Annotated in this window: 16 protein-coding genes; 10 read left to right on the top strand and 6 right to left on the bottom strand. The window is 60.3% G+C overall.

The genetic code is table 11. The annotated features are described in order from the left end of the window. Positions 1-183: 183 nt before the first annotated feature. The 3 genes from OEG84_RS22045 to OEG84_RS22035 form a co-directional block, all read right to left on the bottom strand. Positions 184-975, bottom strand: coding sequence for an ATP-binding cassette domain-containing protein (locus OEG84_RS22045; RefSeq protein ID WP_267655747.1), 792 nt, complete (start codon positions 973-975; stop codon positions 184-186). Positions 976-986: 11 nt separating this feature from the next. Continuing rightward, positions 987-2,315, bottom strand: coding sequence for a sugar ABC transporter permease (locus OEG84_RS22040; RefSeq protein ID WP_425602880.1), 1,329 nt, complete (start codon positions 2,313-2,315; stop codon positions 987-989). A 149-nt stretch (positions 2,316-2,464) separates the two neighbouring features. After that, a complete protein-coding gene (locus OEG84_RS22035; protein WP_267655746.1) occupies positions 2,465-3,493 on the bottom strand; it encodes a substrate-binding domain-containing protein in 1,029 nt (342 codons plus the stop codon). Positions 3,494-3,855: 362 nt separating this feature from the next. On the opposite strand from OEG84_RS22035, the gene OEG84_RS22030 reads away from it, so the two are divergent. The 3 genes from OEG84_RS22030 to OEG84_RS22020 are packed head-to-tail and all read left to right on the top strand — an operon-like array spanning position 3,856 to position 8,170. Further along, positions 3,856-5,085: an ROK family transcriptional regulator gene (locus OEG84_RS22030; RefSeq protein WP_267655745.1), complete on the top strand. Its 1,230-nt coding sequence runs from the start codon at positions 3,856-3,858 to the stop codon at positions 5,083-5,085. Next, a complete protein-coding gene (locus tag OEG84_RS22025; protein ID WP_267655744.1) occupies positions 5,082-6,524 on the top strand; it encodes a di-heme oxidoredictase family protein in 1,443 nt (480 codons plus the stop codon). Before OEG84_RS22030 ends, OEG84_RS22025 begins: the two co-directional genes overlap by 4 nt. Beyond that, the gene (locus tag OEG84_RS22020; protein WP_267655743.1) at positions 6,521-8,170 is read left to right on the top strand and encodes a CRTAC1 family protein; all 1,650 of its coding nucleotides are present in this window, start codon (positions 6,521-6,523) and stop codon (positions 8,168-8,170) included. Before OEG84_RS22025 ends, OEG84_RS22020 begins: the two co-directional genes overlap by 4 nt. 61 nt (positions 8,171-8,231) lie before the next feature. Here the strand turns inward: OEG84_RS22020 and OEG84_RS22015 are convergent, their stop codons facing one another. Beyond that, positions 8,232-8,966 (bottom strand): helix-turn-helix transcriptional regulator, encoded by a 735-nt coding sequence (locus OEG84_RS22015; RefSeq protein WP_267655742.1) that lies wholly within the window; start codon positions 8,964-8,966, stop codon positions 8,232-8,234. Positions 8,967-9,307: 341 nt separating this feature from the next. Here OEG84_RS22015 and OEG84_RS22010 point away from each other — a divergent pair, with 341 nt between their 5' ends. Next, positions 9,308-10,936: a long-chain-fatty-acid--CoA ligase gene (locus OEG84_RS22010; RefSeq protein ID WP_267655741.1), complete on the top strand. Its 1,629-nt coding sequence runs from the start codon at positions 9,308-9,310 to the stop codon at positions 10,934-10,936. Positions 10,937-11,009: 73 nt separating this feature from the next. Here OEG84_RS22010 and OEG84_RS22005 read toward each other — a convergent pair whose 3' ends face one another. Together OEG84_RS22005 and OEG84_RS22000 are read right to left on the bottom strand one after the other, a co-directional pair. Then, complete coding sequence (locus OEG84_RS22005) at positions 11,010-12,095, bottom strand: ABC transporter ATP-binding protein (RefSeq protein ID WP_267655740.1); 1,086 nt, start codon at positions 12,093-12,095, stop codon at positions 11,010-11,012. Between the two features lie 78 nt (positions 12,096-12,173). After that, the gene (locus OEG84_RS22000; protein WP_267655739.1) at positions 12,174-13,007 is read right to left on the bottom strand and encodes an IclR family transcriptional regulator; all 834 of its coding nucleotides are present in this window, start codon (positions 13,005-13,007) and stop codon (positions 12,174-12,176) included. Positions 13,008-13,340: 333 nt separating this feature from the next. On the opposite strand from OEG84_RS22000, the gene OEG84_RS21995 reads away from it, so the two are divergent. From OEG84_RS21995 to OEG84_RS21970, 6 genes are all read left to right on the top strand, one after another. After that, positions 13,341-14,582, top strand: coding sequence for an ABC transporter substrate-binding protein (locus tag OEG84_RS21995; RefSeq protein ID WP_267655738.1), 1,242 nt, complete (start codon positions 13,341-13,343; stop codon positions 14,580-14,582). Between the two features lie 108 nt (positions 14,583-14,690). Continuing rightward, on the top strand, positions 14,691-15,623 hold the full coding sequence (locus OEG84_RS21990) for a carbohydrate ABC transporter permease (RefSeq protein WP_267655737.1): 933 nt from the start codon (positions 14,691-14,693) through the stop codon (positions 15,621-15,623). Next, a complete protein-coding gene (locus OEG84_RS21985; protein WP_267655736.1) occupies positions 15,623-16,471 on the top strand; it encodes a carbohydrate ABC transporter permease in 849 nt (282 codons plus the stop codon). Before OEG84_RS21990 ends, OEG84_RS21985 begins: the two co-directional genes overlap by 1 nt. Before the next feature lie 7 nt (positions 16,472-16,478). Beyond that, entirely contained in the window at positions 16,479-18,638 is a 2,160-nt protein-coding gene (locus OEG84_RS21980; protein WP_267655735.1) for an alpha-galactosidase, read from the top strand. Next, positions 18,635-19,402: an SDR family NAD(P)-dependent oxidoreductase gene (locus OEG84_RS21975; RefSeq protein WP_267655734.1), complete on the top strand. Its 768-nt coding sequence runs from the start codon at positions 18,635-18,637 to the stop codon at positions 19,400-19,402. Before OEG84_RS21980 ends, OEG84_RS21975 begins: the two co-directional genes overlap by 4 nt. Then, complete coding sequence (locus tag OEG84_RS21970) at positions 19,399-20,331, top strand: 2-dehydro-3-deoxygalactonokinase (protein WP_267655733.1); 933 nt, start codon at positions 19,399-19,401, stop codon at positions 20,329-20,331. Before OEG84_RS21975 ends, OEG84_RS21970 begins: the two co-directional genes overlap by 4 nt. Positions 20,332-20,343 lie beyond the last annotated feature (12 nt).

The following is a 20,343-nucleotide window of genomic DNA, read 5'->3' as shown; positions in this document are numbered from 1 at the left end:
TAGAAGTGCCGAAAATATTTTGATCTTCCGGTAAAACATCCGTGATCGCCAACACGCGTCGCGATAGCCAAACCCTGGCTGCGAACACACAATGATGGATCGCCCGACAGCGTCAACTAACCAAATCGAGCATGAATAGCCATCAACGCAAAACCGGGGCTCAGGGCCCCGGTTGCGATTGGTTCAGGCTGTCTGCAGGGCGCCGGGTCCGGGAATGGCGCCGGGCGGGCATTTGCCCATGATGATCATCCCAAGAACCTCATCCTTGGTGACATCGGAAGTCCTGGCGTGGCCGACCACCTGCCCGTTCTTCATGACGCTGACACGGTCGGCGAGGTCGAACACATCGTGGATGTCGTGGCTGATCAGGAAGATGCCGATGCCTTCCTTTTTCAATTGCTTGATCAGGTCACCCACCTGCTCGGTTTCCTGCGGGCCTAGCGCCGCCGTCGGCTCATCCATGATCAGGATGCGGGCGTTGAAGAGAATGGCGCGGGCAATCGCCACCGACTGGCGCTGGCCACCGGAGAGCTTGCTGACCGGCTCCTTGAAGCGCTGGAAATTCGGGTTCAACCGGCCCATCACCTTGCGTGCCTCGGCTTCCATCGCAATGTCATCGAGCGTGCCCCAGGCAGTCTGCAGCTCGCGGCCGAGATAGAGGTTGGCCGCCGCATCGACGTTATCGGCGACAGCCAGCGTCTGGTAGATGGTTTCGATGCCAAATTTCTTGGCGTCGCGCGGGTTCTCGATATGCACTTCCTCGCCATTGATGAAGATCTTGCCGGCATCACGCTTGTAGGCGCCCGAGAGGATCTTGATCAGCGTCGACTTTCCCGCGCCATTGTGGCCCAGCAGCGCCACAACTTCACCCGGGAACAGATCAACCGACGCATGGTCGACCGCCTTGATGCCACCAAAGGCGATGGAAATGTCGCGAAGTTCGACCAAGGGTGTCTTGTTCATCGTATCTGACATGTCGGGGCTCCTTACTTGGCGCTTCGGCGGTACATGGTGTCGATCCAGACGGCGACGACGAGAACTCCGCCCACCACCATCTGCTGGATCGCGGCATCGAAGCCGATCAGCACCATGCCGGTCTGCAGCGACTGCATCACGATTGCGCCGAGGATCGCGCCGTAGATGGTGCCGACGCCGCCGGCAAACGACGTACCGCCGATCACTGCCGCAGCGATCACATAGAGTTCGTCAAGTGTGCCCAGATTGTTGGTCGCGGAATTGAGACGGGCACTGGCAATGACCGCGGACAGGCCGCACAGCAGCCCCATCAAAGCGAAGATCTTGACCGTGACCCAGCGGGTGTTGATGCCGGCAAGTTCCGCAGCTTCGGGATTGCCACCGATGGCAAACACATAGCGGCCGAAGCGGGTGCGCGAGGTCAGGAAGGTCATCAGGATACCGACACCGAACAGGATCAGCACCGGGATGGCGAAACCGTGGGAAATGAACAGCTCATTGATCGGGGTGTCGATGTTGTTGGCGGCCACATATTGTTTGACGATGCCGCGCGGCCAAGGATAGCTGTTGACCAGCATGACGAAACCGATGGTGACGCCACACCCGACGACGCCGAGGAACATCTCGGCCCACATTGGCCGCAGCGGGAAATTGTAGCGGTTGCGCTGACGCCGGCCGACCACCAGCATGGCTACAATACCAAGGCAGACCAGCACACCGACGATCCAGCTTCCGGTGGCGCCGATCGAGCCATAGGGACCGCCTCCCAGCAACGCAAAGGTGCTGTCGACCGGAGAAATGGTCTCGCCGCGCGCCAGCAAGAACGCCGCGCCGCGCCAGACCAGCAGCCCGCCCAGCGTGACGATGAAGGCTGGGATGCCGAGATAGGCAATAAGATAGCCGTGAAATGCGCCGATCGCGGCACCAATCAACAGGCCGCAGACGACGGTGATGATCCAGATCATCGGGTGGCCGAGACCGAGATATTCGGGCAGGATCCAGACTTGGACGATGGCCATCATCATGGCCGAGAAGCCAAGGATCGAACCAACCGACAAATCGATGTGCCGGGTGACGATCACCAGAACCATGCCGGTGGCCATGACGCCGATGGAGGCTGTCTGAACCGAGAGGTTCCACAGGTTGCGCGCCGACAAGAACGAGCCGCGGCCGATGACCAGTTCGCCATAGACGTGGAACCCGATCCAGATCGCCAGCAAGGCGGCGATCATTCCCAGCAGCCGGACATCAACCTCGGTCGCGCGCAGGAACTTTGTGAACAGGCCCTCGTTTTCGACCCGACCAGCGCCGGTTTCGGATTTTGATAGTGTTTGGCTCACCTGGACTCCCCCATCCACAAGCAATTATTGGCCGCTCCCGCAGTCGCGGTGGCCGGCATCAGTTTGCGTCGTCCGATTATGATCGGCAAGGCGCGACCTGCGCCGACGAATCCTCGCCGGCGCAGGTCTTGTTCAAAACCCAAGCTGGATCAGCAGCCGTTAACGCCGTCCATGGCGCCTTCGCAGACCTTGTCCTTGGCAATGTGACCCGCCTCGATGACAACCCCGATGTTGTCCTTGGTGATCGGCGTCGGTGCCAGGAAGATCGCATTCATCTCAACGCCCTTGGCGCCACCGGACCACTTAACGGCACCAGGGATGTCGGTCATCGCCTTACCATCAGCAAGCATGGCGGCGATATCGCCGGCAGCCTTGCCAAGTGCCCGTGCATCTTTCCAGACCGAAACAGTCTGGGTGCCACGGGCAACACGGTTGAGCGCTGCATGGTCACCATCCTGGCCACCGACCGGGATGTTCAGGCCCTGGGCTGCAAGCGCTGCAATCGCACCGCCAGCCATGCCGTCATTTTCCGACAGAACCGCGTCAACCTTGTTATCAGCAGCGGTCAGGATCTGCTCCATGTTCTTCTGCGCGTTGTCCGGCTTCCAGCCATCGGTGAATGCTTCGCCGACGATCTTGATCTTGCCAGCTTCGACATCCGCGCCGATGACTTCCATCATGCCTTCAAGCAGGAACAGCGCGTTCGGATCGCCCTTGTCACCCTTGATGATGGCATAGTTGCCTTCCGGCTGCGCGGCCTTGACGGTCTCGGCAATGATGCGGCCGACGCCCTTGTTGTCAAAGGTCAGGTAGAATGCGCGCTCATCTTCAATCAGGCGGTCGTAGCCAAGTACCGGGATGCCTTCGGCAGCGGCCTTGTCGACAGCGGCGCCAACAGCGCCCGAGTCGACTGACAAGATCACCAGCGCGTTCGCGCCCTGGGCGATGAGGCTCTCGACATCGGTAAGCTGCTTGGCGGCCGAAGCCTGCGCATCAGCCGAAATATAGGTGTCACCATTGGCTTCAATGGCGGCCTTCATGGCTGCTTCGTCGGTCTTCCAGCGCTCTTCCTGGAAGTTCGACCAGGAAACACCGATCACCATGTCCTTAGCGAAAGTTGCCGTCGACATCGTCAGCGCGATGGCTGATCCAGCCATCAAATAGATAAACGATTTCATGTTGTCCTCCCAAGGGAATTTCCTGCCGGACGGGGCCTCCCTGCCCGGTCAATGCTCAACTGCACGAACTGAAACCAAAAGTCCAGTTATTTTCTCGACAGTCGAGAAAATTAATGTCAGGGTTCCGCCACGCTGTCAACTCAGGCCGGGCTTCCCGGCTGGCATCCTTTTTTCACAGGCCCACCCAGGAGCCGGATGCGATGATGCGGAGACAAGGAAGAATCCCCGGGAAAGACGTCATTGCGCGGCGTTGACACGGGGACGCGGGGGGAAGCATGGAATAACAAGGCCCCGGAAGTGGCTGTTATCCATGGCGGAGGAAACGGGAGCGGTTTCAACACAATGAAGGTGCGGCGGCGAAAATGCTGACGAAATCCAGCTCGGAGTTGATCCGGCGCCAGAACCGGGCGCTGGTGCTTGCGGCGTTGCGCGAGCAGCGCGGTCAATCGCATACCGAACTGGCGATCGCCACCGGTCTTGCGTCGGCTACCGTCACCGCCATCACCCAGGAACTCGAGAGCGAACGTGTTATCGAGCGCGCCGAGGCGCCGTCCGCCAAGGGGCGCGGACGACCGCGAGTACTGTTCAATCAACGCCGGGCCGCAGCCTATGCGGCCTTCGTCCGGATCTCGTCGGATGCGCTTCAGTATTCGATGGTGGATTATTCCGGGACGCTTATCGACCGCATTGAAGAAAAGCGCGACAACACCGGCCAGCAGGCCGAAATCTTCGTCCGCGGTATCCGCGCGGCGCTCAACAAGCTTGCGGAACGAACCGGGGTGACGCGTGACGCGCTGGTGGCGATTTCGATTTCGTCAAAGGGTCTGGTGGCAGACGACAATGCGACGCTGTTGTGGTCTCCAGTGCTTGGCGGCCAGCAGATCAATCTGCGCGAAGCGCTGGCGCCGGATTGGCGCGCCAAGGTGACACTCAACCATGAGAGCCTGCTGGTCGCGAGTGCCCTGCACAAATCCTTGCGCAAGCAGACTGGCTTGCCAGTGCCGCGACTGGCGGCGCTGTCGCTTGGTCATTCCATCGGATTGGGCGTTGTCGACGCAGAACACCCGCACTCGCCACAAGCCAGGGCGCCCGGGTTCGGCCACATGATTCACACCCATGATGGCGCTCTGTGCCGGTGCGGCTCGCACGGCTGCATCGAGGCCTATGCGGGGTTCTACGCGATCCTGCGCGCCGCCTTTGAAGTCCCACCCAACACCATTCCCGCCAGTTTTGTGCCCTTCACCGAGGTCGAGAAAATCGCCGGACTGGCGCGACGCGGCGACCGCATGGCGGAATTTGCCTTTCGCCAGGCCGGGACCGCGCTCGGCAACGGGCTGGCCCGGCTGGTCAGCCTCTATGGCCGGATGCCGGTTGTCTTTACCGGGCCGGGCATCCGGTTCTTCGACCTGATGCAACCGGGGATCGAACAGGGCCTGTCGGCCTCGCTCGGCATCCGCATTGAAGGCCCGCTTGAGATTTCTCTTTCGCATGACGAGGAAGGCCTGGTGTTCGAAGGCCACCTCAACCGCACAATGGCGGCGATTGACCTTGAGGTGATCGCGCCGAAGATCCTGGAACAGGGGGGAACATGATGAGATATACAGACCGGGGCCCGCGTCTGCCCAGCCATCTGGCTGTGCTGCTGGGCCTACAACTGGCGCTCGCCGGCACGGCGCTGGCAACCGACCCCTGGGCGGAACGCACCCAGGCATTGGGCGCGACTGGCGCGATGCCGTCGGGACGATTGTCCAAGCCCGATCTTGAACGATTAATGGCAACCGGCGAGGCGCTGTTTGCGGCGCGGTTTACCACCGAGGACGGTGTCGGTCGGCCGGAAGCAACGCAGGCGATTGACCCAACCCGGCGCAAACATGCACGCCAACAGGCGTTCATGCGCACCGCCGGACCGGATTCGGGATCCTGCGGCGCCTGCCACAACCAGCCGGTGATGGGCGGCGCCGGGGATTTCGTGGCCAACGTATTCGTTTCCGAAGGCTTCGAAAGCGCCGACTTCGATTCACTGGACCCGCAATTCTCCAATGAGCGCGGCACCAATCACGTGTTCGGCTCGGGCCTGCTGGAACTACTGGCGCGGGAAATGAGTCGCGATCTGCAGGCAATCCGCGACAAAGCGCTGGCTCAGGCGCGCGCGGAAGGCAAGACCGTGCGGCTACCGCTTGAAACCAAGGGTGTGGCATTCGGCTTCATCACCGCCGAAGCCGACGGCTCGGTCAATCTCGATGAACTTGACGGCGTCGACACCGACCTGGTGATCCGCCCGTTCAGCCACAAAGGCGTGATGACCTCGCTGCGGCAATTCACCATCAACGCGCTCAACCACCATCACGGCATGCAGCCTGATGAACGGTATGGCGCACGCTGGACCGGCTCGGCGGATTTTGACGGAGACGGCAAATCCGTCGAGGTGACCGTCGCCGACATCTCGGCACTGGTTGCCTGGCAGGCGACATTGCCCGCGCCGCGGCAAGAGGTTCCTCAAATTGCCGGCTGGCCTGAGGCCGCAGTGCGTGGCGAAGTGGTATTTGGCGAACTTGATTGCGGCAGTTGCCACCGTCCTTCGCTGCCGCTGGAAAGCCTCGCCTTCTCTGATCCCGGCCCATACGATCTGGCCGGCACCCTCAACGACCGGCAAGTCGATGCGCCGGCGATTTACGATCTGGCGTTGATGGACTGGGCGGCGTCCCTGCCCCGCGACGAACAAGGCCGGGTGCTGGTGCCTCTGTTCGGCGATCTCAAACGCTATGTCATGACCGACAACCAAATCGACGCGCTCGGCAATGAATTGCTGTCGCAACGTTTTGTCGACCGCAACATTTTCCAGACGACCGAATTGTGGGGCGTCGGATCAACCGCGCCCTATGGCCACCGCAATGATTTCCACAGCCTGGACGAAATCATTCTGGCCCACGGAGGCGACGCGCGGGCTTCCCGGGATGCCTATGAGGCTGCTCCCGATGCCGACAAATCCGCCTTGATTGCCTATCTCAAAACTCTGGTGATTGCCCCATGACCTATATCCGTTCCTGTCTCACGCTTGGCATCATCAGCGTTTTGTCATTCCACCAGCCCGCACATGCAGAGACCGCGTTCACCGCGGACATCCCGACGCTGCACGAGGAGGCGATCGCGGCGGGTATCGATCACAGCTACACCGGGCCGTGGGAGTTCTTTGTTGGCGGCGGTGCGGCTAGTTTTGATTGCAACGGCGACCGGCTCCCCGATCTGCTGCTGGCTGGCGGTGCCTCAGAGGCGCAATTGTTCGTCAATCAAAGCCCTACCGGCGGCGCGCTGGCATTCAGGGCCGTACAAACCGGATTGTCATCGGAAGATCTAAGCAAGGTTCTGGGCGCCTACCCGCTCGACATAGACAATGACCGCCATACCGATCTGGTGCTGCTCAAACTGGGCCGCAATCTGGTTCTGAAGGGCGGGCCGGATTGCAGCTTTACCAAAGCCAACCGCGCCTTCAGCTTCGATGGTGGCCGCGCCTGGTCGACGGCGATGTCGGCGGTCTGGGAGAAGGAGGCTCGGTTTCCGACCATCGCCATTGGCAATTATGTGGACAGGTCCGCGCCGGGCACACCGTTTGGAACCTGCGAGGCCAACTGGCTGCTGCGCCCACGCGCAGGTGAGACGCCGGATTACACAGAGGCGCTGACGCTGGAGCCAGGTTACTGTGCGCTGTCGATGCTGTTTACCGACTGGAACCGCTCCGGCCAGCCCGACCTCAGGGTTACCAATGACCGGCAATATTATCGCGGCGGCGAGGAGCAACTCTGGGACGTGTCGCCGGGCCGTGCGCCAAAACTCTATTCGGCATCGCAAGGCTGGCAACGGCTGACCATCTGGGGGATGGGCATCGCCGAAATCGATTTCGACGCCGACGGCCTGCCCGAATACGCACTGACCTCGATGGGAGACACCAAGCTGCAGAAACTCGACGACGAGGCCGGCGAAGATCGGCCGATCTACCGCGACATCGCCTTCGAGATGGGCGCCACCGCGCAGCGGCCCTATACAGGCGGTGACCCGAAGCCATCGACCGGCTGGCACAGCCAGTTCGCCGACATCAACAACGACACCATGACCGACCTATTCATCGCCAAGGGCAACGTCCAGGCGATGCCGGATTTCGCCAGTTTCGACCCGGACAATCTGCTGCTTGGCGGGTTTGACGGAAAATTCCACGAGAAAGGCGGGGAAGCCGGTATTGCCCTTGATACGCGCGGACGCGGCGCGGTGGTGGAGGATTTCAACATGGACGGCATGCTCGACCTGCTGGTCGTCAACCGCGAGCACCCGGCAAGCCTGTTCCGGAATCTCGGCGCGGCAACCAGCTGGGGCCACCGTCCGCTCGGCAACTGGGTCAAGATCGAGCTCGACAATGGCGCCATCAACCCCGCGGCGGTTGGGGCACTGATATCCGTGCGCACCGGCACCCGCACCCAGACCCGGCGGCTGCAGGTGGGCGGCGGCCATGCTTCAGGCCAGGCCGGGTTCACACATGTCGGCCTGGGCGTATCCGAGCGCGCCACCATTCGGGTGCAATGGCCCGACGGCGAGTGGAGCCATCCCTACCGGGTGTTTGCCAACCAGCATGTGCGGATCATTCGTGGTGAAGCCAATGCGCGCTATTGGTATCCGGTCGCGCAATAGCGATGACCATGCCTGCCGCGCACGGGCCGATACCGGTGGGCGCGGCAGTGCTTGCTAATGATTAATCGATGAAGCTATTGCGGATCGCATAGGCGACCGCCTGGGTTCGGTTGACAGCGTCGAGCTTGCGCGCGGCATTGTTGAGATAGTGATTGACCGTATGTTCCGACAGGTCGAGAATCCGGGCGATTTCCACCGATGTCTTGCCCGCCGAGGTCCAGACCAGGCACTCGCGTTCACGCTCCGTCAGGGGTGAATCAACCTTGGCGGGCTTGGCCGAAACGAACCGCAGCTTGTGATGCGCCACATGCCCGAACAAGGCGAGGCTTGCCTTTTCGGTGAAGTCCATCGCCTCGCGTTTGCCAAGGAAACAGACTGCCGCCGGGCCATGGTCGGGATGGTAGACCGGAACAATGAACCAGCAATCGAGATTATAATCCTTTCGAAACGCGCTCAAAGCCGTCTGCCGCGCGGGTGACGTGGACAGGTCCGGAGTGTCAAGACGATACTCATCCGGTGCGCCAATACCGTTCAAGGCGTCGGCCAGGGGGCTGTTCTTGATCAAGCCGCTGTCTTCATAGCGTTGCACCAGCGCTGCCGGCGCGGAGGTGATGATCATCATGTCGGCAAAAGTCTTCGGTCCCTGATCAGGGGAACTGGCGATGAAGAAATAGTTGAACCCGTAAGCGTCTGCAAGCTCCCGCAACAAGCGGAAAATATCGAACTGTGTTGTGCATTTACCCAATCGGCTCAAGAGATCCGCCTGATCCTTGGCTGGCCGACCGCGCTTGGTCATTTGTTACCCGGCCGGTGCAGGAAAAACCGTTTCAATTCGAACTTCGCAATACTCGCGATAGATTTGGCGAAGCGACGTCCGCCCGAACTGACAATTGAATTTCCGGGTGAATAGGCCATCCGCTTCCTTCCATAAACGATAGGTGACTGCCGTCGAGGCGACATTCGTCAACGTGTTCGATTTTTCATTGTGACTGCGCATTCCCGGCAAATCCCTTGGTCAAAGCTATACCAAAGGAAACCGGATGCAAAATGATTGCACCACAAATTTTCGTATTGTCGAAGCGGCATTTTGGGACATACTGTTCCACGACTAAAAGCAAGAGAGTTCAAGGGGTAAACATGCTGGGAATGATGCAAGAATGGCCGCTTCTCTGCCACAAAGTGATAGACCATGCGGCAATTTATCACCGCCAGCGGGAGGTTGTTTCCCGCTCTGTGGAAGGCCCCCTTCATAGAACCAATTACGGCGAAATCCACGCACGATCACTCAAACTCGCGCAGAGGCTTGCCCGTGACGGGATTGGAATCGGCGACCGGGTTGCCACCATGGCATGGAACACCTGGCGACACATGGAAACCTGGTATGGGGTCCTCGGTGTTGGCGCGGTCTACCACACCCTCAACCCACGGCTGTTTCACGATCAGATCGCCTGGATCATGAACGACGCCGAAGACCGAATGCTGTTTGTCGACCTCACCTTCGTCAAGCTTGTCGAAATCATCGCGCCGAAAGTGCCGAGCCTGGAGCGAATCGTCATCCTGACCGACGACGCGCACATGCCCGAAACCTCGCTTGCCAACACTGTCTCTTATGAAAGCTATATCGCCGAGGTCGATGGCGACTTCGCCTGGGCCGACTTCGACGAACGCACGGCAGCAGGAATGTGCTATACATCGGGCACCACCGGCGACCCCAAAGGCGTGGTCTATTCCCACCGCTCGAACGTATTGCATGCGATGATGGCGCTGCAGCCCGACATGCTTTGCCTGTCATCACGCGACCGGTTGATGCCGGTGGTGCCGCTGTTTCATGCCAATGGCTGGTCAACCGCATTCTCGGGGCCGATGTCGGGGTGCGCCATGGTCATGCCGGGCCCCGGGATGGACGGACAATCGATCTATCAATTGCTCACCGAGGAAAAGGTGAGCATCACCGCGGCGGTGCCGACCGTGTGGCTGATGTTGCTGCAGTACATGGAAAAGGAAGGCGGGGAACTGCCGGACCTGAACCGTGTCGTGATTGGCGGCTCTGCCTGTCCACGGGCGATCACCCAGGCATTTCAGGACAATTATGGCGTCGATGTCATCCACGCCTGGGGCATGACCGAGATGAGCCCATTGGGCACACTGTGCTCGGTGAAACCGGAATACCGACACCTGGAGGGCGAGGCGAAACTCGACCTGCAGAACAAACAGGGCCACCCGCCCTTCACGGTCGAAATGAAAATCACCGACGACGAGAACAATGAGCTACCTTGGGATGGCGCCACGTTCGGACGCCTCAAGGTTCGCGGACCGGCGGTGTCGTCGTCCTACTACAAGGCGCGTGGAGCCGAGCAGTTCGACACGGAGGGTTGGTTCGACACCGGCGATGTCGCCCATGTCGACCGGCATGGCTACATGCAGATCACCGACCGGGCCAAGGACGTGATCAAATCAGGCGGTGAGTGGATCTCGTCGATCGAAATCGAAAACCTGTCGGTGGGCCACCCCGATGTCGCGGAAGCTGCGGTGATCGGCGTCGCCCATCCAAAATGGGACGAACGGCCGCTGCTGGTGATCGTGGTCAGGGAAGGAAAATCACCGTCCAAAACTGACTTGCTCGGTTTTCTGGAAGGCAAGATCGCCAAATGGTGGATGCCTGACGATGTGGTGTTCGTCGACGAAATTCCGCACACAGCGACCGGCAAGATCCAGAAGACGACCTTGCGCGAGCAACTCAAGGACTACCGTCTGCCAACGGCATAGACGTATCAAGACAGATGCAAAAGGCCCGAGATCCACACTGGATCCGGGCCTTTTGCCATTAATCGCGCCGCGCTCAGCGCAGCCTCAGGCCTGACTGCGCATCGAAAAGAAAGGCACGCACTGGATTGAAACCGGTTTTGAGGACTTCGCCTTCGCGCGCCTCACGGTTGTCGCGCAGTTCGATGGTGAGTGGCTGTTCCATATCCGAGCGTGAATAGGCGAATGACGATCCGCCGAGGTTTTCGATGACGTCGATCGGCATCGAAACCTGGACGCTGCCAGCCGGATCGAAATGCTCCGGCCGGATGCCGAGCTCCAACTGCGCACCCGGCTTGGGGTGAGTGGAGCGAATGGTCATCGGAACCTCAATGGCGTCGAGATCGTCAAGCCGCACGGTCAGGGTTTCGCCGCTGGATCCCACAACTGTGGCAGGCAGGAAATTCATCCGCGGCGACCCGATAAAGCCGGCAACGAAAGAATTGTCCGGATCATCATAGAGCGTCAGCGGCGATCCGGTCTGCTCGATGATGCCCGCGCGCAGCACCACGATCTTGTCGGCCAGGGTCATGGCTTCCACCTGATCGTGGGTCACGTAGATCATGGTGGCGCCGAGTTCCTTGTGCAGCTTGGCGATTTCGAGGCGCATCTGCACCCTGAGTTCGGCGTCGAGATTGGACAACGGTTCGTCAAACAGGAAGACTTCGGGCTGGCGAACGATGGCGCGACCGATGGCAACCCGCTGTCGCTGGCCACCCGACAATGCCTTGGGCTTGCGCTGCAGCAGCGGATCGAGATGCAGGATAGCCGAAGCGCCGCTGACCCGCTCCTTGATCTCGGCTGCCGGATGCCCGGTCATCTTCAGACCGAACCCCATGTTTTCCTCAACCGTCATATGCGGGTAAAGCGCATAGGACTGGAACACCATGGCGACGCCACGGTCGGCCGGCTCGACGTCGGTGACATCCTGGCCGCCGATCGACAATGTGCCGCTGGTTGTTGCCTCGAGCCCTGCGACCAACCGCAACAACGTCGACTTGCCGCAACCCGACGGGCCGACAAATACCGTGAATTCACCATCCTCGATGTCCAGATCCACACCGTGGATGACGTCGACGCTGCCGAAAGACTTCTTCACCTGACGTAATTCAAGCCCTGCCATGACACTCCCTTTCAAATCTCCGGCCTCGCCGGTTTGCGGCGACCCTGCGGCCGTCCCTCATTGTTTCCACCCAGTCATTCATGTCCGTGGCCCCAGCCGTGCGCCCATGTCCTCCATCACGGCGCCGGCGGTATTGCGCACCAGGCCAGCCCAACCTTCCAGCGTTGCAGCCGGAATCCGGTAGGCCGGACCGGTAACCGAGACACCACCGACGAAACTCCTGTCGACTGAATATATCGGTGCTGCAACGCAGCGGATGCCGGGCTCATGCTCCTCGCGGTCAAAGGCGTTGCCGGATTCGCGGATCGTTTCGATCTCGTTCATCAGCGCCTTCGGTGTGATCAGCGTACTGTCGGTAAAGCGGTGAAACTTGATGGTGGCGATAATGGCCTGCACCTCGGCTTCCGGCAGTGCCGACATCGCCGCCTTGCCAACACCGGTGCAGTAGACCGGCGACGCATTGCCGATCTGCGAATACATGCGCACGGCCTGACGGCTTTCGACCTTGTCGAGATAGATCACCTCGTTGCCGCGCAGTACGCCCAGATGCACGGTTTCGCCGGTGAGGTCGTGCAGGGCGCGCAAATGCGGCTCAGCGATGGCTCGAAACTGATTGCCGGCCCAGGCCTTGGCTGCGAATTTAAGCAGGCGGATGCCAACGGAATAGGCATGATCGCGCCCCAATGACAGCAACCCCTCCTCGACCAGATTTGACAATTGCCGGTGCAAGGTGCCACGCGGCTGGTCGGAGACGGCGAGAATATCGGTAAAGCGCATCGGCTCTTCTGCGGAGGCGACTATATCGAGCACGGAAATCGCCTTGCCGAGCGTCCCGGTATCCACCCGGCTGCGCGCAGGTTGGTCAGCTTGCGAGCCGGAATTACCCGACGCGGCTTTCGCCTTGTCTTCCATATCCTCCACATTCCCTCCCCTGCTTCCCCAACAGCACCTCGTTGCCGCAACAGGGAAACTGTCTGACTTCAAGCAGTTAAGCCTGCGCGATGACGCCTGCTCGCTTCAGTTCGACGCCTGCGGTGGCCATGCAGCCACTTTTTGCACCTTGACAATCCCTACACCATAGATTGATAATTCTAAATAGTCAAATTGAGTTCCAATTAATGGAACAAAAATTGACGCTGTCGGGGTGATCTTGGAGGATTACCCGCCCGGCAGGTGGAGCGACCGCGCTTGCGGTGCCGACACCCAAGGAACGGCAGTTTGGTCAACCTCTGGGAGGATATCTGAATGAAGCTTTCACTCACATCGACGCTTCTTGGCTCCGCTGCCCTTGCCCTTGTGGCAACGCAGGCAATGGCCGAGCAGCGCACTCTGAAATATTACGCCGACTTTGACCCGGCGCCTCTCGCGGCCTTCGAGGCCGTGATCGCGGATTTCGAGGCCGCCAACCCCGACATCGACGTTGTTCTGCAGAACTTCGACCATGAGGGCTACAAGACATCGATCCGCAACTTCCTGACCGCGGATTCGCCGGATCTGGCCAACTGGTATGCCGGCAACCGCATGGCGCCCTTCGTCAACTCCGGTCAGTTTCAGGATGTTTCCGACGTCTGGGCAGACAATAATCTGGGCGAGACACTGGCCTCGGCCAAGGGCTCGATGACCATCGACGGCAAGCAGTGGGGCATCCCCTACACCTATTATCAGTGGGGCATTTACTACAACAAAAACGTCTACAAGCAGGTCGGCGTCGAGGTTCCCACTACCTGGGCCCAGTTCATCGACAATTGCGCCAAGTTCAAGGAAGCCGGCATTGATTGCCTGACCACCGGCACCAAGGCGCTGTGGCCCGGAGCCGGCATCTTCGATTACATGAACCTGCGTACCAACGGCTATGATTTCCACATGGAACTCACCGCCGGCAAGGTGGCCTGGACCGACGACCGCGTAAAGAACACTTTTGCCGAATGGGCCAAGCTGGTCGAGCCCGGTTACCTGACCGCCAACCACGCAGCACTTGAATGGCAGGACGCTGCGACGCTGCTGGTTCAGGGCAAGGCCGCCAACTATGTCATGGGCAACTTTGCCGTGGCCGTGTTCAAGGACGGCGGCATGACCAACGATACGCTCGGCTTCATGACGTTCCCGGAAATCACCCCGGGTATTCCGCGCGGCGAAGAAGCACCGACCGACACCGTCCACATCACGGCCGGTGCCAAGAATGTTCCCGACGCCAAGAAGTTCCTCGCATATCTTGCTCAGGCAGACGTCCAGACCAAGGTCAACGAGGCTCTCGGCCAGTTGCCGATCAACAACCAGGCGAAGGTCGGCGACGATCCGTTCCTGCAGGCCGGGTTCGAGATGCTTTCGACGGCTGACGGCGGCATCGCCCAGTTCTTCGACCGCGACGCACCAGCGGAAATGGCAAAAATCGGCATGGAAGGCTTCCAGGAATTCATGGTCAAGCCAGAGAATGTCGACAAGATCCTCGAACGTCTCGAAAAGGCGCGTGGACGTATTTACAAATAAGACAAACGGTCGGGCGGTCTTCTGATCGCCCGGCCGCTTCTATACGGCCTGACGAGACCGGCGGCGGATGTAGCGTGCGCACGACCGGATGCGCACTGGGAGGTAGTCATGACGGGGTCAGCAACAACGGCAATCGCCGGCACCAACAAACGCAAGGTCGGTGTCTGGAAGAAAAACCAGCGAGCGCTGGCGCCATGGATCTTTCTCGCCCCCGGCATTGCGATGTTCGCGCTTTATGTCATTTACCCGATCATTGCCTCGATGTGGCTGAGCTTTTACGACTGGGACGGCCTCGGCACCAAAACCTGGCTGGGCCTGCAAAATTACATCGAGCTGGCCGATGACGAGGCCTTCTACACCTCGCTCAAGAACAACATCATCTGGCTGGCGCTTTACATGCTGGCGGTTCCCGCCGGTCTGTTCATCGCGCTGTTCCTGAACCAGACGGTCACCGGGATCCGGATTTACAAATCGCTTTTCTTCTTTCCCTTCGTCATCAGCCAGGTCGTCGTCGGCCTGATCTTTTCCTGGTTCTACGCCCCCAATTTCGGGCTGTTCTACAATCTGATCGAATGGATCACCGGCACCGGTGTCGCCGTATTGGCGGACGACCGTTACGTGACCTACGGCATCATCGTCGCCGGCCTTTGGCCGCAGATCGCCTATTGCATGATCCTGTATCTGACCGGGCTCAACAATGTGGCGCCAGACCAGGTGGAAGCGGCACGGCTCGATGGCGCCAAGGGCTGGAAGATGCTCTGGCATGTCATCCTGCCGCAGCTCAGGCCCGCCACCTTCATCGCCGTGGTGGTTACCGTGATCGGAGCGCTTCGCTCGTTCGACCTGGTGTCGATCATGACCGATGGCGGCCCCTACGGTTCCTCCCGCGTGCTGTCGTTCTACATGTATGAACAGGCGCTCTCGGAATATGGCTACCGCATGGGCTATGGCGCCGCGATTGCCGTCATCCTGTTCGCCATCATGATGATTTTCATCTCCGGCTTCATCTGGAAGATGATCCGCGACGAAAGGGGCGTGTGATGTTTCCCATAGCCATCGAAAAGACCTCTCCGTCGATCCAGTTCCTCTACAAGCTGGCGCTGCCCGTTGCCCTGATCCTGTGGCTGCTGCCGTTGCTTGGCGTCGCCATGACTTCGCTCAAGCCGTCGAGCGATCTGGCCGCTGGCAACTATTTCGGATTGCCGAGCTATCTCGCCTTCTCGAACTATGCCGACGTGTTCAACAATTCGCCGATCGGCAGCTACATCCTGAACTCGTTCAAGGTGACCATTCCAACGGTCATCGGAGCGGTGGCGATTTCCTGCCTGTCCGGCTTTGCGCTTGCCGTTTACCGGTTTCGCATGAACCTGGTGCTTTTCTTCCTGTTCGTGGCCGGCAACTTTGTGCCATTCCAGATCCTGATGGTGCCGGTGCGCGATCTTACCGTCTCGACCGGGCTCTACAACACGATCACCGGCCTGGCGCTGTTTCACATCGCCTTCCAGTCGGGGTTCTGCACTCTGTTCATGCGCAACTTCATCAAGGGGCTGCCGTTTGAACTGATCGAATCCGCGCGCGTTGAAGGCGTCTCCGAGTTTCGCATCTTCTGGTACATCGTGGTGCCGCTGATGCGACCGGCAATCGCGGCGCTGTCGGTGCTGATCTTCACCTTCATCTGGAACGACTATTTCTGGGCTACGGTACTGACCACCAGCGCCGAGACCCAACCGGTCACCGCCGGGCTCTATTCGCTCAACGGGCAATGGATCGCGCAATGGCAACTGGTGTCTGCCGGATCAATCATCGCCGCCATGCCGCCGGTGCTGATGTTCTTCCTGATGCAGAAGCATTTCATTGCCGGCCTGACACTTGGCGCCACGAAAGGTTAGTTCACACGTGCCCACACTGACCAAAACCCTGCGGCTCGACGGCGCAGCGACCAGCCTGGTGTTTGCCTGGAGTTCGGGCGTTCCGATCGCCGTCTACCACGGCAAGAAACTGCCGGCCGACATCGACCTTGATGTGCTGGTGGCGATTTCCGAACGGCCACTGCCGCAGGCAACGCTTGATGACAATGCAGCCATCAGCCTGCACCCGGAAATCGGCCGCGGCTTTCTCGGCCATCCGGCGCTGATCGCTCACCGGCCATCGAGCACCGCGCCAGGATGGGCCGGCCAGTTTACGGTGAGCCGCCAGGAAATCCGCGAGAGCGGCGTCACCTTCGGCATGATCGACGCCGATCGCGGGCTGTTGCTGGATCTCAATGTCGAGCTTGATCCCGAAACTGACGTGGCGACATTTTCCAGCAGCCTGCTCAATGATGGCGACACGCCGATTGTGGTCGACTGGTTGTCGACGCCGGTGATCGCGCCGCCGCAGCAGTTTTCCCAGTATCTCGCCTTTCACGGCCGCTGGTGCGCCGAGTTCGCGATCGAGCGTCAATCCATTCAACTGGGCCTGACCAAGCGCGAAAACCGGCGCGGACGAACCTCGCACGAAGCGTTTCCGGGCACTATTCTGCTCAACGCCATGACAGACGAGGAAACCGGGCAATGTCTGGGCCTGCATCTGGGATGGAGCGGAAACCACCGGATGGTGCTGGAGCGGCTGACCACCGGCGACGTGCAGTTGCAGATGGGCGTGCTGTTGTTTTCGGGCGAAGGCACACTGCCGCCAGGCGAGCGGATGACCACACCGACGCTGTATGTGGCGCATTCCGACAACGGCATGAATGCGCTGTCACAGAAATTCCACGCCCATGTGCGTAAACACATCATCAGGTTTCCGGTGCCCGACAAACCCCGGCCCGTGACAGTCAACACCTGGGAAGCGATCTATTTTGATCACAAGCACGAACGCCTGACGGCACTGGCCGATGCTGCCGCCGATATCGGCGCCGAACGCTTCGTGCTCGACGACGGCTGGTTCCGTGGCCGCAACGATGACACCTCGAGCCTTGGCGACTGGTATCCCGATCCTGGCAAATATCCCGACGGGCTGCAGCCGATCGCTGATTATGTGCGTTCGCTGGGGATGGAATTTGGCCTCTGGGTAGAACCGGAAATGGTCAATCAACAGTCTGAGCTGTTCCAGAACCACCCTGACTGGGTGCTGGGGCTGGGCAACTACCCGAGACTGACCGGGCGCAACCAGCTGGTGCTCGACATCGCCAATCCAAATGTCAGCGAGTATCTGTTCGAGCGCTTGTCCGAGCTGGTCAGCAATCATGACATTGCCTACCTGAAATGGGACATGAACCGCGACCTGGTGCTGCCCGGCGATTCCTCGGGACGGGCGACCGTGTACCGCCAGACGGGCGCGCTCTACGCGCTGCTCGACCGGTTGGGCGCAGCGTTTTCCAAGCTGGAGATCGAAAGCTGCGCTTCCGGTGGCGGCCGCATCGATTACGAGATCCTCAAGCGCACCCACCGGTTCTGGACATCGGACAGCAATGATTCGGTCGAACGGGCGCGCATTCAAACCGGGTTTTCCTATTTTCTGCCGCCCGAAGTGATGGGCGCGCATATCGGGCCGGCCTGGAGCCACACATCTGGCCGCGGCCTGCATGCCGGGTTCCGCGCGCTGGTGGCAAGCTACGGCCACATGGGCGTGGAAGCCGACCTGACCAGGATGAGTGACGAAGACAAGGTGATCATGCGCGACGCCATCGAGCGGCACAAACGCGACCGCCATATCTGGCACACGGGTAAATTCTTCCGAATTCGCACGGTGGATGACACGCTGATCGGCGCACAAAGCGTGGCGGTCGACCAGAGCGCCGCGCGGCTGGTGCTGATGCAAATCGACCGGCCCCGGTCGACCGTTCCGCCACGCATCCGGGTTCCAGGCCTCGACCGCGAACGGGCCTATCGGGTACAGCTTGAAACCGTGACGGAATCGCTCAAGAAAGCGAACCGGAAATTCGACAACCCGCTTTATCACGACGGCTTCGTGCTTGGCGGTGAAGCCTTGGCAACAGTCGGCATCGGCCTGCCATCGCTTTACGCCCAGACCGGGCTTGAGATCACGATTGACGCAATGGACAATGAAGCATGAGTACACATCCCAGATACCCAGATCTTGTCGACGCGGCGGTGCTGATCACCGGCGGCGGCACCGGCATCGGTGCTGCATTGACGGAAGGTTTCGTCGATCAGGGCGCGAAGGTGGCCTTCATTGACATCGCCCAAGCAGCAAGCGAGGCGCTGGCGCTGAGACTGGCTGAGAATGCGCGCCATGCGCCGTTGTTCATCCATGCCGACCTGACCGATCTTGACGCCATCAAGCGCGCTGCGGAACAAGCCGAACAGGCCCATGGCCCGGCCACGGTTCTGGTCAACAACGCCGCCTTCGACGACCGGCATGAACTGCTCGACATGAGCGGCGAGTATTGGGACAACAATCAGGCCATCAATTTGCGGCCGGTCGCCTTCGCCGCCAAGGCAGTAGCCCCGGGGATGATTGCCGCCGGCCGTGGCACAATCATCAATTTCACATCGACATCCTACATGCTCAACATTGGCGCGATGCCCTCCTACACGGCCGCCAAGGCCGGTATTGTCGGCTTGACCAAGGGACTTGCCGGGCGGCTTGGCCCCGATGGCATCCGCGTCAACGCGATTGCACCGGGATGGGTGATGACCGAGCGGCAGAAGAAACTCTGGGTGACCGATGAGGGGCTTGCGGCGATGATTGACCGGCAATGCCTCAAACGCCCGATCGAACCTGAAGACATGGTCGGGCCGTGTCTGTTTCTGGCGTCCAGTGCCGCCGCCATGATCACCGCGCAGGTGCTGATTGCTGACGGAGGCATGATGTGAGTGTCCCCTCCGCCGTTGTCGCCGTCGACTGGGGCACATCGAGCTTCCGGCTCTGGTTGCTATCGGCAGGCGGAACGGTGTTGGCCGAACACCGGAGCCATGAAGGCATGAGCGAAGTCGCCGGGCGCGGCTTTGAGACCGTGTTGGAAGGCCATCTGGCGACATTATCGGCACCGCGGGAATTGCCGGCCATCATCTGCGGCATGGCCGGATCCCGCCAGGGATGGGTAGAAGCGGGTTATCTTGACATTCCCGCCAATGTCACCGGCATCGGCCAGAACGCAACCAGGGTTCCCGGTGTGGCGCGCGAAATTGCCATCATTCCGGGCCTTGCGGTCCGTTCAACCGATGAGCCCGACGTGATGCGCGGCGAGGAAACCCAATTGCTCGGAGCCTATCTGGAAATGCCGGGCGGCGCGCGCTATTGCATGCCGGGAACCCATTCAAAATGGGTATCCATGGATGGCCCGATTGTCACCGGTTTTGAAACCTACATGACCGGCGAACTGTTTTCCGCCATCAACGACAACACCATTCTGGCTCATTCGACCGGCGGTGCCGGCCCGGTGGATGCGCAGGATCCGGCTTTTCTGACAGGTGTTCGGGACGGCTGGGCACGGCCCGAAAAAACCACCCATCATCTGTTTTCGCTTCGTGCCGGACAATTGCTGCACGCCACTGAGGCGGGCTGTAACCGGGCGCGGCTTTCAGGCTTGCTGATTGGCACTGAACTCGCCGGCGCCGGCATTCGCGGCGGCGAGCAGGTCGGCCTGGTGGCAAGCGGATTGTTGCAAAGACTATATCACGCGGCCCTGTCGGAATGCGGTGCAAAACTCCGCGACATTGATGCAGACATGGCGGTCAGGCGCGGTTTGATGGAAGCCTGGCGCAGCTATTCGGCCACAACAGGAGATCGCAAACGCGCATGACCAGAATTCCCT

The organism is Hoeflea algicola (genome assembly GCF_026619415.1).
GTDB classification, from domain to species: Bacteria; Pseudomonadota; Alphaproteobacteria; order Rhizobiales; family Rhizobiaceae; genus Hoeflea; species Hoeflea algicola.
The sequence above is the reverse complement of the archived record's forward strand: the minus strand, read 5'-3'. Positions and strand labels throughout refer to the sequence as shown.